Below are 13,940 nucleotides of genomic sequence, written 5' to 3' on the forward strand. Positions count from 1 at the left end.
TCGTGACGATCTCGTCGGGCTTGTGTCGCTTGTTGGCCATTGTGGTCCTCCTTCATGGTCAAAACCATACTTCAAGGTGGACCCGTTCAATGGGGGTGGATCACTTCGACGGCCAGGACTTCACCGCCTATTCCGCCTTCGAGCGCGACATCGGCATGGTGTTCCAGTCCTACGCCCTCTTCCCGCACATGACCGTGTTCGAGAACACGGCCTACGGCCTGCGCATCCGCAAGACCCCCGAGGCCGAGATCCGCAAGCGCGTCGGCGAGACGCTGGAAATGCTGGAGCTGAACCATCTGGCCGGCCGCTACCCGTCCGACCTCTCCGGCGGCCAGCAGCAGCGCGTGGCGATTGCCCGCGCCCTCGTCTACCGCCCGCGCATGCTCCTGCTCGACGAGCCGCTCGCCAATCTCGACGCCAAGCTGCGCGTGCAGATGCGCGAGGAGATTCGCCGCATCCAGAAGACGCTCGGCATCATGACGCTCTACGTCACCCATGATCAGGAGGAGGCCATGTCGGTCTCCGACCGCATCGGCGTCTTCGACCGCGGCCGCCTGCGCCAGTTCGGCGCGCCGGAGCACATCTACGCAAACCCCAATTCGCTCTTCGTCGCGGACTTCATCGGCAAGGCGAACTTCCTCGACGTCTCGCTCCTCTCCGTGGGCAAGGACGGCGCGCGCGTCGGCGTCCCGGGTATGGGCGAGATCACGCTCACCCGCACCTGCGAGCTCGAGAGCGACGAGGCGGCAGGCATCGCCCCCGGCCATGGCATCGTCAACGTGCGGCCGGAGCACCTGCGCCTTCAGACCACGGACCATCCCGGCATCGAGGGTCGCATCGTGCGTGTCCAGTTCCTGGGCAGTTTCGTGCGCTATATCGTCGAGTGCGGCCTCAGCCGGCGCGACCTGATCATCGACTCCGTCCGCTCCGTGCCGGGCCTTGGCGAGGGGGAATCCGCCCGCCTCACCTTCGATCCGGCCGAAGCCATCCTCTTCCATCCGGCAGGTGCGCGATGACGGCGGCCGTGACAGCAACGCCGGAGCGCCCGCGGACAAGGCGCATCGACTGGCTCCCCTGGGTAGCGGGCGGTCTCACCGTCGCCGTCCTGGTCCTTTTCATCCTGATTCCGATCCTGCAGCTCCTTGTCTCGGCCTTCCTGCCATCAAGGCGCTCGGCAACTTCGGCGTACCGGCCATTCTCGGCGGCCAGATGTATGTGCTGCCGACCCTCATGTACTTCCAGGTGCACGGCTTCTTCAACCTGAACGCTGCAGCGGCCATTGCCCTCGTCAACGTCGGCATCACGCTCGTGGCGCTGCTGATCCTCACCTGGCTCAACCGGCGTCGCCGCTTCGTCACCGTCACCGGCGTCACCCGCCGCATGCCGAAGTCCGCGGGACGCGGCGCCCGCATCTTCGCCAACGTCTACGTGTGGGGCCTGCTGTTCGTCGCCCTGCTGCCGCAGATCATGGTGATCTGGATCTCCTTCGCGGAGCGTTGGGCGGGCACCGTCTTCCCCACTGAATACGGCCTCGGCAACTACATCACGATCTGGCCGGTGCTGCGTCAGGTCATCACCAACAGCGTGTTCCTGGCGGGTGCCGCGACCCTCATGGCCGTGGTCTTCGGCACGCTGGTCTCCTATTCGTCGGTCCGTCACAAGTTCAAGGGAAAGTGGGCGTTGGACCTGACCGTGATGCTGCCCTTTATCCTGCCAGGCATCATCACCGGCGTGTCCTTCCTCATCACCTTCAACTCCGGCCCGATCGTGCTCACGGGCACGGCGGCGATCCTGATCTTCGCCTATTTCGTCCGGCGGGTGGCCTATGTCTTCCGCACCGTGTCCGCCTCCCTCAGCCAGGTCGACACGCGCATCGAGGAAGCCTCCACCGTCTGCGGCGCCACCTGGGGCTACACCATGCGCAAGGTGACGGTGCCGCTCGTGGCCCCCGGCGTACTGGCCGGCGCGATCATCGCTTTTGCTGACCTCGTGAGCGAAATGAGCGTGACCGTCTTCCTCTACTCCGCGCAATGGAAGACGATCTCCATCGCCATCTTCGAGCGTCTCGTTGCCGACGAGACGGCGGCGGCTGCCGCCATCGGCTCGGTCACCATCGTGCTCGTCCTGTCTCTGGTCTTCGGCGCCAGCAAGCTGGTCGGCAAGAACATGGCGGACATGTTCCGCTGAATCATCCAACATTGGAGGAAACGATGAAGCTCACTCGCAGACAATTCGGCAAGGGCGCCGCCGGCCTGCTCGCCATGGCGGCCACCGGCACAAGCCTGCCCGCGCGCGCCGACAGCGGCCGCGTCGTGCTCTACAACCCGGGCGGCGCGAAGCTCGCTGACGCGCTGGTCGCGGCCTTCAACAAGCACCACCCGGACATCACCGTGGACGTCATCAATGCCGGTGTGGGCGAACTCTTCACCCGCATCGAGGCCGAGAGCGCCAGCCCCAACGGCGACGTGCTGATGGGCGCCAGCGTCGAAGCTTACAAGGACAAGCCGGATCTCTTCGAGCCCTATCTCACGGCTGACGACGCGGCCTACCCGCGCGAGTTCGTGGGCGAGAACAGCCTCTACTACGGCCTCGACCTGCTGCTGCAGACCTTCATGATCAACACAGATCGCATGTCCGAGGAGGAAGCGCCGAAGAGCTGGGCCGACCTCGCCGATCCCAAGTACAAGGGCCGTATCGTGCTCGCCAACCCGTCGCTGTCCGGCTCGGCCTACGGCCAGTTCGGCCAGCTCCTGCAGCTCTACGGCTGGGACGTGGCGGCCAAGGTCGTCGAGAACGCCACCTTCCTCAACTCTTCGCAGCTGGTCTGGCAGGGTGTCGCCAAGGGCGAGTATGACATGTGCGTAATCAACGACAACAATGTCGTGAGCCTCGCCAGGGAAGGCTATCCTGTGAAAGCCATCTATCCGTCGGAGGGCGTGGCGCTGCGCTTCTCCGCCAATGCCATGATCAAGGGCGCTCCGAATCAGGAGAACGCGAAGAAGCTTCTCGACTTCCTGAACTCCAAGGAAGCCCACGAGATCTCCGTCGGCATCACCAACCGCCGCTCGGTCCGTCCGGACGTCGCTCCACCGGAGGGCCAGCTGCCCTTCGACCAGATCAAGGCCTTCGTCTACGACGACGCCAAGGCGGCTGCGGAGCGCGAGGAGAACCTGCGCAAGTTCGACGAGCTCTTCGCCCTCAAGTAGGATCGCGTCAGGCAATCAGGACACAACGGCGGCTTCGGCCGCCGTTTTGTTTGGAGCGGTTCCAGACAATGCGGGACCGCATTTCCCCTCCCGGAACCGCAAGGACCAAATGTTTGGACAGCGGGCAAGGGCCAGCACACACTTGCTCAGGACCAGACACATCGCGCCGAACCGTCGCCCAACAAAAAGCCCCCGGCGCGTGGCCGGGGGAGTCTTGCTGCGATCAAGCGCTGCTTGTCAGATGCACTGACCGTTGGGACCGACCCTGCCGCTGGGACACGTATTGTCACGCCGCGGGAACGGGCTTCTCGGACGATCCTCGCTCTGCTGCGGACGCGGACGGGGAGCGTTCGCGTTGGGACCAGGTCTATTGCGATCGGGAGCGGCTGCCGCAGGCGGCCGTGCACCTGGTGCGGTCGCACCCGGACGCGGCGGAGGCGGCGGGTTGCCGGCCCCAGGACGCGGCGGCACGGGTCGAGCATCGCCCGGCCGCGGTGGCGGAGGAGGCATGACGCCAGGCCGCGGAGGCGGCGGAGGAGGAACTGCGCCCGGACGCGGGGGCCGTGGCGGGCCCCACCGGTCGCGATCGCGATACCACGAACGATCGCGGTACCAGCGGTCCCAGTAATTGCCGAATTGGAAGGTGATGACCGGAATGCCGATGCGCGGCGCCAGCTCGGGCAGGTAGACGCGCCGGTTCTGGTAGATCATCTGCAGGTAGCGCCCGCTCACCCAACCGCGGTTACCGCGCCAGGAGGTATCGCACCAGCTCCATCCGCTGAGGCAGCCGTGGACGTCGACAACCGCGCCGTTTGGCAGCGTGACCACCACCGGATAGTCGGTACCCGGGCCAGCCCGCATGTTTACATTGGCAGTCGTATAGGCATTCTGGGCGAGCGCACCGACGGTCGCCACCCCCATGATAGCTGCCGCCCCAAGCAGCACGCGATAAACCATCTTCTGACTCCTGCAGAGAACCTCGCCGCACTCAACATGTTTAGACAGCAAAAGTTCCAACTGCGGCGGCATTAAGACAATTATGATGAATTCCGATTGGGTCAGGCCGAACGCCCGTCGATGCCGGTCATCGCCCCGCTGGGCGTGTAGTAGTCAATATACCGCGCCGGAATGTTCTCCACCGGGAGCACGACCATCACATCGGTGGTGTCGAAATCGCGGTCGATGACGCATCCGTCGCCGAAACGGGCGCCCAGGCGCAGGTAGCCCTTCACCAGTGGCGGCATCCCGGCCAGGGCAACCTTGGGATCGACCTTCTCCCGCGGCATCAGCTTCATGCTGGAATAACGGTCGGGCCTCGCTCGGATGTGCCATTCGCCCTCCGCGGGAAAGTCATGCGCCAGGAGTGACAGCGCCTGTGCATGCTCTGACGGTTCCACGCCATGGAAAGATGCGCAGCCCACCATCACGTCGATTCGGTTGCGTCGGCAGTAGGCCCAAATCCCGTGCCACAAGAGTTCGATGGTGCGCTTGGATCGGTAATCCGGCAGCACGCAGGACCGGCCAAGCTCCAGAAACCGGCGTTCCGGATGCCGCGCCACCAGCTCGGACAGCTCGAACTCACCGTCCGAGTAGAATCCGCGAACGGCCCGTTCCTGCGGCAGCAGCCGGTAGGTTCCGATGATGCGGTGCGGCCTGCCCTCCTCGTCGGGAGCAGTGTCGATCACAAGCAAGTGGTCGCAGATGGCGTCGAATTCGTCGGCGTCACGCCCCTCCGCCTGGGCGCAGGCACTTCTGGCGCCGAGTTCCTGCACGAAGACCTGATAACGCACGATCTGGGCTGCGGTGACGTCATCGCCGCTTTCCGCGAGCCGCACCTGCATTGTTCCAAGACGGCCGAGGACAGTACCCTGGGCCGGAGCGTCACCGGTCAGATATGCGCGCTCCAGCAATGCCGCCTCACGGCTCCCCGGATTGCCATCCATCTGAATACTGCTCACGTCTTGGTCTCCCGGTCATGATGCCCGCCTGATACAGAGGCGCGCGAGGACAGAAACATGACAGGCAATGAACCTGAGCTCCCTCATACCACAATAAGCTCAGGATTCACCAAGTTTCGCAAGCAGATCCATGAGCGCCGAGGGCTCGACGGGTTTCTGGAGAAATTCGTTGGCTCCCATTTCCAGCGCACCGCGCCGGGTAGCCGGCTGTCCGTCGGCTGACAGGACGACGATCACGACGGGATCGATGGACTTGCTGCGTTCGACAGAGCGAATGTGCTCGATGACCGAGAGTCCGCAGGCGTCAGGCAGATTGAGGTCGATCACGACAAGGTCATAGCTCCGCGGAGCCTCGCTGAATGCCTCCATCGCCTCGGCGCCGGTCCGCACCCATGTGACAGCGCAGCCGGCGCTGCTGAGCGTCTTCTCCGTCAGAAGTGCGTTGATCCGGTTGTCCTCGGCGAGCAGCACCCTCAGTTTGTGCCCAATCTCCGCCTTCTTCAGAATCGCCTGCCGCTCGCTCGAAGGCTGCATCGGCCGGCTGGGCAGGTCGCCGCTGATAAGGCGAACGACCGTCGACCCGCGCGGGGGACGGGCTATGAAGGCGTTGTAACCGGCTTCCCGCAGATACGGCAGACGGGGCCGATCGACGGGAGCGATCATGGTCAGCGCGCGCCGGGTCCGAAGTCCGCGGTTGCGCAAGCGGGCCAGCATCGGTTCCCCGCCCGTTTCCAGGCACGCATCCGCAATCAGGACATCGACGTCGCCATGACCTTCATCGATCATGGCCAGCGCCTCCGCCTCCCCGCTCAGCAGCCGCACCGTCCCGCCCCTCGATTCAACCGCTTGCGCCAGCGCCCTGGCTTCCATCTCGCGGGGTGTCAGGACCGCCACCTTGAGCCCGGCGAACACGTCTGCACTTTCGGTGCTTGGCTCGGGCGCAACGAGCGGCAGGAAGACCCTGAAAGCAGCACCCTGGCCCGGAGCCGTCTCAACGGCAATGTATCCGCCCATCGCCACCACGAGACGGCGGGTGATGGCCAGCCCAAGCCCCACGCCCTGTTGAGGGTGCCGCGTCCGGTCGCCCGACTGCTCGAATTCCCGGAAAAGCCGGGCCACCGTCTCGCCGTTCATGCCGGGGCCGGTGTCCTCGACGGTGAACATGATCTCGTCCGGCCTGCTGCATTCTGCGGTCACCAGAACACCGCCCTTCTCGGTGAACTTGATCGCGTTGCCGACGAGATTGAACAGCACCTGCCGCAGCCGCCACGGATCGACCGTGAAACTTTCGGGCACGTCGGGAGCGATATGCGAGGCCACCGCAATGTCCTTCTCGAAGGCATTGGCGGCGAGCAGCTCCACCACGCTCTCGATGAGCTCGCGAACGGAGACGCGCTGCGGTTCGAGCACGAGCCGCCCGGCTTCGATTCGCGACAGGTCGAGGAGTTCGTTCACGAGCTTCAGCAGGGATTCGGCTGATGTGCGAATGGCCTGGACGTAGGTCTGCTGTTCGGGCGTCAGCGGAGTAAAGGCGAGCAGGCCCGCCATGCCGATCACGCCGTTCATGGGCGTGCGGAGTTCATGGCTCGCGGTTGCCAGGAGTCGCGACTTGGCAAGGCTCGATTGCTCCGCCTGTTCGCGCGCCTCGATGAGTGCAGCCTCCCGCTGCTTGATGTGCGTGATGTCGCGGGCAAGCGCGAAGCGGCTTCTCCCACCGTACTCGTCCTCCAGCTCCACTTCGCGCCACGAGAACCAGCGAACGCCCTGTCCCGTGTGAACCACGCTTTCCGGTGGTCCATCTTCCGCAGGACTCCCCGGACCGACCGGAATATCGATACCCAGTTCCGGAAGAAGCTTGCCCTTGAGATCGGAGGCCGCGCATTCCAGCAGAAAGCAGAGCTGCGGATTGCACCAGAGGATCCGGCCGTCGTGATCATACTGAATGACCACGTCTCCCAGCGCACCGAGCGCCGACCGGACATCCTCCTGATGTCCCTTGATGGCAGGATTTCTCCCGCCCGGTTGCATGCCCCACCCTTCCCTCATGGACACATTTTTAGGGACAAACGCCCTCAAACGCAAATCGCTGCAGCCATGTCGAATTGACCGTTGACTGGCTTTCGCGATCCGTTCCGCCTCCGGGAGCCCGCCGCTTTTCGCGCGAAAACCGGAGGCAGCCAGCCCATCGGATCCGGGAGGGCTTTCCTGCAGCGGCGAACGAATCCTCCGGTCACTCCGAGGCGCGGTTCGCGGATCGCCCCTGCCGCCAGACGAGGAACTCCTGGAAAATCACCAGCCCCGCGCCGACCGTGATGAAGGCGTCGGCCAGGTTGAAGATGGCGAAGGACCAGACCGGCGTGTGGAAATACACATAATCCACCACGTAGCCGCCGATCAGCCGGTCGATCAGGTTGCCGATCGCGCCGCCGATGATGAGCGCGAAGCCTGTCCGCGCATAGATCTGGTGCGGATCGGTCCGGAATGCGAGCACCGCCACGAAGACGATGATCGCGATGGCGATCACTCCTAGCCACGGACTGCCGAGGTCCGACAGGAAGGAGAACGCGATCCCGGTGTTCTGCGTATGCAGCAGCGACAGGAACGGTATGAGGTCGATGCGGCTGTGGAGCGGCATGTTGGTCTCGACCCACAGCTTGATGGCCTGGTCGAACACGACCGCCGCGACCACCGTGAAGATGAACCAGGCAGTGCTGCGTCTCATCGGCCATTCTCCCCTGTCAGCGGGAAGGCGCTGCGGCGGATCTCGTAGAGCATCACGCCGGTCGCGACCGCCAGGTTGAGGGAATCGGCCTTGCCGGCCTGGGGGATGCGCACGAGCTTGTCGCAGGCTTCCGCCAGGCTGTCGGGCAGGCCCTTCTGCTCGTTGCCCATCATGAGCAGCACCGGCCCCTTCGAGTAGTCAACGGTGCGATAGTCCACCGACCCCTTGAGATGGGTGCCGACGACCAGTCCTTTAAAACCTTTCCGCCAGGCGAGGAATTCCTCCTCATCGGTCTCCGTCAGCGGTACTGCGAAGAGCGAACCCATCGTCGCCCGTACCGCCTCGATCGCGAACGGATCCGTGCAGTCGCCCACAAGGATCACGCCCTTGGCGCCAACGGCATCCGCCGTGCGGATGATCGTGCCGAGGTTGCCGGGATCGCGAACCCGGTCCAGCGCCACATAGACGTCGCCCGGCGCTGGCCGGATATCCTTGAGTGGACGGTAGCGCTGCTCGAACACGCCCACTACCATCTGCGGGTTTTCGCGCCGGGTGATGGCTGAAAGTACCTTCTCGCTCACTTCGAGCACCGTTCCGCCAGCGGCCACGGTCCGGGCGGCAGCCTTCTCCACGGCCGGATTGCCGTTGCCCGCCTTGGCGAAGATGAAGAAGCGGATCGTCCACCCGGCATCCAGCCCGTCGATCACCAGTTTCAGCCCCTCGGCCATGTAGGCATTGTCGCGCTCGCGGTACTTCTTTAGCGCGAGCGCCTTGATGTCCTTCACCAGCGGGTTGGAGAGGCTGGTGATTTCCTTCACCCTGCCGGGCGCGGTTGCCTTGGCTCGTGTCTCGTTCATTCAGCTACCCACCGCGAAAAGAGTGATGTTGACAGGGCGCGGCCCGCGGCCTGCTCGCGGATGACCAGTTCGCCGGATTCCACGCATCCGCCCATGCCGGCGAAACTGTCCCGCATCAGCGTATGGATGGCGAAGAAGGAGGCGCGAATGGAGTAGGCTGTAAGCACCACCGCCAGCGGCTTGTCCGACAGGATCTGCCGGCAGGCCTCGACCATCGCCGGGAGATGCTCAAACAGCTGCCATACCTCGCCCTTGGGCCCGCGCCCGTAGGCCGGCGGATCGAGCAGGATGATCTCGTAGCCATTGCCGCGCCGGACCTCGCGCTCGACAAACTTCATCGCGTCCTCGCAGATCCAGCGGATTGGCTTGTCGGTGAGCCGCGCCAGTTCCTGGTTCTCCCGCGCCCAGCCGATGGCCTTCTTGGAAGCGTCAACGTGGGTCACATGCGCCCCGGCCTTGGCCGCCACCAGCGAGGCGAGCCCCGTGTAGCCGAACAGGTTGAGCACCTTCACGGGGCGCTTCGCGTTCTCGATCAACGACCGCATGAAGGCCCAGTGCGTCGCCTGCTCGGGGAAAACGCCGACATGCCGGAACGAGGTAAACCGGCCGAGATAGTCGATGTCCTCGTGCCGCATGGGCCAGGTTTCCCCGAGCGGTGTCTTGGGAAACCGCCAGCGCCCCATGCCCTCTTCGTCCGTATCGCCGGTGAAGATCGCATCCGCCTTCGCCCACTCCGACTCGGGCAGCGCCGGCCGCCAGATCGCCTGTCCCTCCGGCCGCACGATCCGGTACGGGCCATATTGCTCGAGCTTCTGCCCGTCGCCCGAGTCGAGCAGCGCATAGTCCTTGTTGGGCAGCACCTCCAGAATCACCGGCAGCCGCTCGGCCGGCAGCGCGCCTTGCGGCCGCGCCGAGCGCCGCGGCGCCGGTCTTGCCTGCGCACCCTGATCCTCGCGGCTCGGTGCCGGCTGATGCTTTTTCTCGCGAAACGTCTTCAACGGAGGCTCCAAGCTTGCTGTATGGCCGCTGCCCTTTGCGGCGCCACGGGTCAAGACCTCAACGCGGAACAGTCCGTGGCGCGGTGATTTTGGCAGCTTGTGCCATAGAGGAGAAACCGGCGCAATCGGAAGCGGCAACCTGCGGCCGCGCAAGCGCGCTCACAAGTCTCGGCCCGTGATTTGTCGCCGGGACTCGCGCGCAGGCGCATTGGCCCGGCGGACTTGGCCCTAGTACCGCGCGAGTGCGGTACCCTGCGGCCGCTCGCCCTCGTTCGTCGCCTTCGTCCGCTCACGCTCCGCCACCTGCGACTGCCGCGCGAGCCGGCGGTAGCGCCCCTGCCGGAACCAGGTGACGGTACTGCCCACCACCACGCCGAGCATCAGCGCCAGCAGCAGGTACACGAACAGAGGCAGCTCGACGCTGAGCGCCGGGTTGCCCGGATTGAACGGATCGAGCGTGAATACGACCGGTCCCCGGTTCGCCACCGCCAGCGCGATCAGGATCACGGCCAGAGGCACCAGGATGACGGTGAGGACGATTCGATTGAACATGGGATTATCCGGGGAACGGGATCGTCACTTCCCGGCGTTCAGCCGTTCCCGCAGCTCCTTGCCTGTCTTGAAGAAGGGGACCCACTTTTCTTCCACGTGAACGGCCTCGCCGGTGCGCGGGTTGCGCCCGACGCGGGCCGGACGATTCTTAACGGAGAAGGCCCCGAAACCCCTCAGCTCGACGCGGTTCCCCTGCGCGAGCGCATCTGCAATCTCGTCGAAGATCGCGTTGACGATGTTTTCCACGTCACGCAGGAAGAGATGCGGATTGCGGTTCGCGATGATCTGCACGAGTTCGGATTTGATCATGATAAGGTTCCGCCGGTTTCAGGTATCGTGAGACCTATTACACGGATTTTGCTAGAGTTTTCAATCTCCAGCCAACCCGTTTTCAGGTTGCCAGAGGGACAGGAGACCGTCAAGGAACAACCGCTCGGCGCCGATTTCCTTCAGCGCGGCATTGATGTCAAAGCCTCGCATGCCGCCCATCCAAAAGGCCGCGGTTTCGGAAAGCAGCCACGGGCCATCCGACTGCTTCGGCTCCCACTCGACGATTTCGAGCTCTTCCGCGACGCCCTTCTCCACCAGATGCGCTTTGGCCTCCTCCACGCCGCCCAGGGCGTCGACGAGCTTGCGTTCCAGCGCCTGCCGCCCGGTGAAGATGGAACCGTCCGAGAGCCGGCGAACCTCTTCCTTCGTCAGCGGTCGCCGCGAGGCCACCAGGTCCATGAACCACTCGTAGCTGTCGCGCACCATGTTCTGAACCATTTGCCTCGCCTCTTCGGTCGCCGGGGAGAAGGGCGACGGCTCCGCCTTGAGCGGCGACGACTTGATCTCGGTTACGCCGACGCCGATCTTCTCCATGAGGCCGGCGACGTTCGGCACCTGCACGATGACGCCGATGGACCCGACGATCGACGTGTGCCGGGCGACAATGTGGTCTGCCGCACTGGCGATCATGTAGCCGGCAGACGCGGCCAGCGTCCCGACCTGGGCGACGACCGGCTTCGATTCGGTCAGCTTGCGGACGGAGTTGAAGATCGCCTCGCCCCCGACCGTGGTGCCGCCCGGAGAATCGACCGTCAGGATCACGCCCTTCACGCGATCATCCTTCCGGATCTGGTCCAGCATCTCGAGCAGCTTCTCGTCTTCCGTGATGGTGCCCTCGACCCGGACGCGCGCGATATGGTCACCCCGCGTATCCGTGACGGCGTATTGCGCCACGCCGGCAATTGCCGCAGCGATGACGAGGAGCGTCATGACCCGCCAGAAGGTCAACTTGCGCCGCAGGCTACGGCGATCCATGATTTCGTCAACTCTGGACGGCATAAACCACCTCTCTGAAAATCATAAGGGCTTGTTTTTTAGACGAAAGATCTCATATCAGCTACCGGAAGATGCGGGCTTGTTGATCGGGGGCGAAATTTGGTGCCCGTTCATCCCGGATTCACCAAGATATATCAGAATACGTATATTCACGGTGCTTGATTAGAAGCTATTCTGGCCGAAATTGGAAATCAGCGCGGCGACCCGTGCCCCGCGAGACTGGCGGTTTCGGTTCCAGGACATATGTACAGGCAGACACAAAGGGGCATTGATGGGAGACGTGCTGACAGAATCGCCGGGAGGCAGCACATTCCGCCGCAATGAACGCGGTGTGGAAGCGTTTGCGCTTGCGGCGCGGCACTCTCGCAAGGTGAAGACGCTGAAGATCGTCCTGCCTGTAGCGGCCACGCTGATTGTGATCGCATTCTTCGGCTACTCTTATCTTCCCCGTTTCGGCGCGGCCAAGGTGGACATCATCGACACGACCGTCGAGAACGGCGAGCTTGTCATGTCCAACCCGACGCTGGACGGGTTCACGAGGAACAACCAGCGCTACTCGATCACGGCGAAGAAGGCGCGGCAGCCGGTGGGCGAGCCGCTCGGCACCTTCTCGCTTGAGGAAATTGCCGCGACGATCCCGTTCGGCGACAAGGACAGCGCACAGATCGTCGCCGGCGGCGGCAGTCTGGACCGTCAGTCCAGCCGTCTTTTGCTCGACAAGTCTATCGACATAGAGACCACATCGGGCATACACGCGAAGCTGCAATCTGCGGAAGTCGATCTGGCCAACCGGACGGTTCAGTCTGACCAGCCCGTGACGATCCAGATGAATGGTGTCCGCATCGAAGCGGAAAGATTTGAGACTGCCGAAGGCGGCAAGAAGCTGGTATTTGATGGAGGGGTCCACATCCAGGTTCAGCCGTCAGAGATCAAGAGAGGGGCGACCGATGCGCAAGAAGCCGTGGACTGACCTGGTCCGCCTAACCTGTACCCTGGCCCTGTTGTCGGCCCTGCCGGGTCTGGCCGTGGCGCAGCAAAACATGCGCGAAGGCCTGAATTTCAGCAATGACGAGCCGCTCGAGATCCAGGGCGATCGCCTCGAGGTCCTGGAAGAGGGCCGCGTCAACGTTCTGACCGGCAATGTCTCGGTCGTTCAGGGCCCGAATCTGCTGCGTTCGGGCAAGATGACCGTCTATTTCGCCCGTGGCACCACGCCCGGCACGGCCTCGGGCAACAACATCGAGCGCATCGAAGTCGAGGGCGGGGTCTATGTGAAGTCGGACAAGCAGGTGGCGACCGGCGATCGCGGCTTCTACGACATGCGCAGCGAAATTCTCGAACTGACCGGAAAGGAAGTTGTCCTCACCGAAGGCGAGAACGTGATCGTTGGCTGCAAGCTGGTCATTCGCGGCCGCAACGGCGAAGCGACGCTGGAGAGCTGCAAGAACGGCAACTCGTCGGCCGGTCGCGTCAAGATGCTCATCACTCCCCCGGACCGCAATGCTCGATGATACGCCCCGGAAACGCACGCCCCGCAACTCAACCGGCCCCAACCTGGACGAACTGGAGCGTTACAAGGGGACGCTGATCGCGCGCGGCCTGACCAAGGCCTACAAGGGCCGCCAGGTCGTCAATGGCGTGTCGCTTGGCGTGCGCGCAGGCGAAGCCGTGGGCTTGCTCGGCCCCAACGGCGCCGGCAAGACGACCTGCTTCTACATGGTGACGGGACTTGTTCCCGTGGATCAGGGCACCATTCACATCGACGGCTTCGATGTGACCGCCATGCCCATGTACCGCCGCGCCCGCCTTGGCATTGGCTACCTTCCGCAGGAATCCTCGATTTTCCGCGGCCTGTCGGTCGAGAACAATATCCGCGCCATTCTTGAGGTGGTCGAGAAGAGCCGCAAGGAGCGCGAGAAGATGCTCGACTCCCTGCTCGAAGAGTTCCACATCAGTCATCTCCGCAAGGCGCCCTCCATCGCCCTGTCGGGCGGCGAGCGCCGCCGTCTGGAGATTGCCCGCGCGCTCGCCAGCAAACCCAACTTCATGCTGCTGGATGAACCCTTCGCCGGCATCGACCCCATCGCGGTGACCGACATCCAGCAACTGGTGAAGCACCTCACCTCGCGGGGCATCGGCGTGCTGATCACGGACCACAATGTCCGCGAAACCCTGGGCCTCATCGACCGCGCCTACATCATTCACGCCGGGCAGGTGCTGACCCACGGCAAGCCCGAGGACATCGTCGGCAATCCCGATGTCCGCCGCCTCTACCTCGGCGAGGGTTTTGCGCTCTGACACGGGCGGAACGGGAAACCGGT

15 protein-coding genes are annotated in these 13,940 nt (G+C 64.0%); 6 read left to right on the plus strand and 9 right to left on the minus strand.

Features of this window, described 5'->3' with window-relative positions; genetic code table 11:
- The first annotated feature begins 89 nt into the window (after positions 1-89).
- The 3 genes from ABD906_RS05395 to ABD906_RS05405 all read left to right on the plus strand — a co-directional run bounded on the left by ABD906_RS05395 (position 90) and on the right by ABD906_RS05405 (position 3,206).
- Positions 90-1,016, plus strand: a complete 927-nt coding sequence (locus ABD906_RS05395; protein ID WP_345098569.1) for an ABC transporter ATP-binding protein — start codon at positions 90-92, stop codon at positions 1,014-1,016.
- Between the two features lie 193 nt (positions 1,017-1,209).
- Positions 1,210-2,187, plus strand: coding sequence for an ABC transporter permease (locus ABD906_RS05400; RefSeq protein ID WP_345098570.1), 978 nt, complete (start codon positions 1,210-1,212; stop codon positions 2,185-2,187).
- A gap of 23 nt (positions 2,188-2,210) precedes the next feature.
- Entirely contained in the window at positions 2,211-3,206 is a 996-nt protein-coding gene (locus tag ABD906_RS05405; RefSeq protein WP_345098571.1) for an extracellular solute-binding protein, read from the plus strand.
- Between the two features lie 237 nt (positions 3,207-3,443).
- On the opposite strand, the gene ABD906_RS05410 is transcribed toward ABD906_RS05405, so the two are convergent.
- The 9 genes from ABD906_RS05410 to sppA form a co-directional block, all read right to left on the minus strand.
- Positions 3,444-4,163: an SH3 domain-containing protein gene (locus ABD906_RS05410; RefSeq protein ID WP_165277186.1), complete on the minus strand. Its 720-nt coding sequence runs from the start codon at positions 4,161-4,163 to the stop codon at positions 3,444-3,446.
- Between the two features lie 101 nt (positions 4,164-4,264).
- Positions 4,265-5,149 carry a l-ornithine N(alpha)-acyltransferase gene (olsB, locus tag ABD906_RS05415; RefSeq protein ID WP_165277364.1) on the minus strand — a complete coding sequence of 295 codons (885 nt, stop codon included), beginning with the start codon at positions 5,147-5,149 and terminating at the stop codon, positions 4,265-4,267.
- A gap of 114 nt (positions 5,150-5,263) precedes the next feature.
- On the minus strand, positions 5,264-7,192 hold the full coding sequence (locus ABD906_RS05420) for an ATP-binding protein (protein ID WP_345098572.1): 1,929 nt from the start codon (positions 7,190-7,192) through the stop codon (positions 5,264-5,266).
- 202 nt (positions 7,193-7,394) lie between these two features.
- The gene (gene lspA / locus ABD906_RS05425) at positions 7,395-7,886 is read right to left on the minus strand and encodes a signal peptidase II (protein WP_165277188.1); all 492 of its coding nucleotides are present in this window, start codon (positions 7,884-7,886) and stop codon (positions 7,395-7,397) included.
- Positions 7,883-8,743 carry a TrmH family RNA methyltransferase gene (locus ABD906_RS05430; protein ID WP_165277189.1) on the minus strand — a complete coding sequence of 287 codons (861 nt, stop codon included), beginning with the start codon at positions 8,741-8,743 and terminating at the stop codon, positions 7,883-7,885. The genes lspA and ABD906_RS05430 overlap by 4 nt, the downstream gene beginning before the upstream one ends.
- Entirely contained in the window at positions 8,740-9,741 is a 1,002-nt protein-coding gene (locus tag ABD906_RS05435; protein ID WP_165277190.1) for an RsmD family RNA methyltransferase, read from the minus strand. Before ABD906_RS05435 ends, ABD906_RS05430 begins: the two co-directional genes overlap by 4 nt.
- A gap of 228 nt (positions 9,742-9,969) precedes the next feature.
- Positions 9,970-10,293 carry a lipopolysaccharide assembly protein LapA domain-containing protein gene (locus ABD906_RS05440; RefSeq protein WP_165277191.1) on the minus strand — a complete coding sequence of 108 codons (324 nt, stop codon included), beginning with the start codon at positions 10,291-10,293 and terminating at the stop codon, positions 9,970-9,972.
- Positions 10,294-10,317: 24 nt separating this feature from the next.
- Positions 10,318-10,602, minus strand: coding sequence for an integration host factor subunit beta (locus ABD906_RS05445; RefSeq protein WP_165277192.1), 285 nt, complete (start codon positions 10,600-10,602; stop codon positions 10,318-10,320).
- A gap of 60 nt (positions 10,603-10,662) precedes the next feature.
- Entirely contained in the window at positions 10,663-11,622 is a 960-nt protein-coding gene (gene sppA / locus ABD906_RS05450) for a signal peptide peptidase SppA (RefSeq protein WP_165277193.1), read from the minus strand.
- Positions 11,623-11,950: 328 nt separating this feature from the next.
- Here sppA and lptC point away from each other — a divergent pair, with 328 nt between their 5' ends.
- Genes lptC through lptB form a run of 3 tightly spaced genes read left to right on the plus strand, consistent with a single transcriptional unit; the run spans position 11,951 to position 13,917 of the window.
- Entirely contained in the window at positions 11,951-12,589 is a 639-nt protein-coding gene (gene lptC / locus ABD906_RS05455; RefSeq protein WP_345098573.1) for an LPS export ABC transporter periplasmic protein LptC, read from the plus strand.
- Positions 12,567-13,130, plus strand: a complete 564-nt coding sequence (locus tag ABD906_RS05460; RefSeq protein WP_165277195.1) for an LptA/OstA family protein — start codon at positions 12,567-12,569, stop codon at positions 13,128-13,130. Before lptC ends, ABD906_RS05460 begins: the two co-directional genes overlap by 23 nt.
- Positions 13,120-13,917, plus strand: coding sequence for an LPS export ABC transporter ATP-binding protein (lptB, locus tag ABD906_RS05465; protein ID WP_345098574.1), 798 nt, complete (start codon positions 13,120-13,122; stop codon positions 13,915-13,917). The genes ABD906_RS05460 and lptB overlap by 11 nt, the downstream gene beginning before the upstream one ends.
- Positions 13,918-13,940: the final 23 nt, after the last annotated feature.

It is taken from the genome of Chelativorans composti (assembly GCF_039541695.1).
Lineage (GTDB): Bacteria > Pseudomonadota > Alphaproteobacteria > Rhizobiales > Rhizobiaceae > Chelativorans > Chelativorans composti.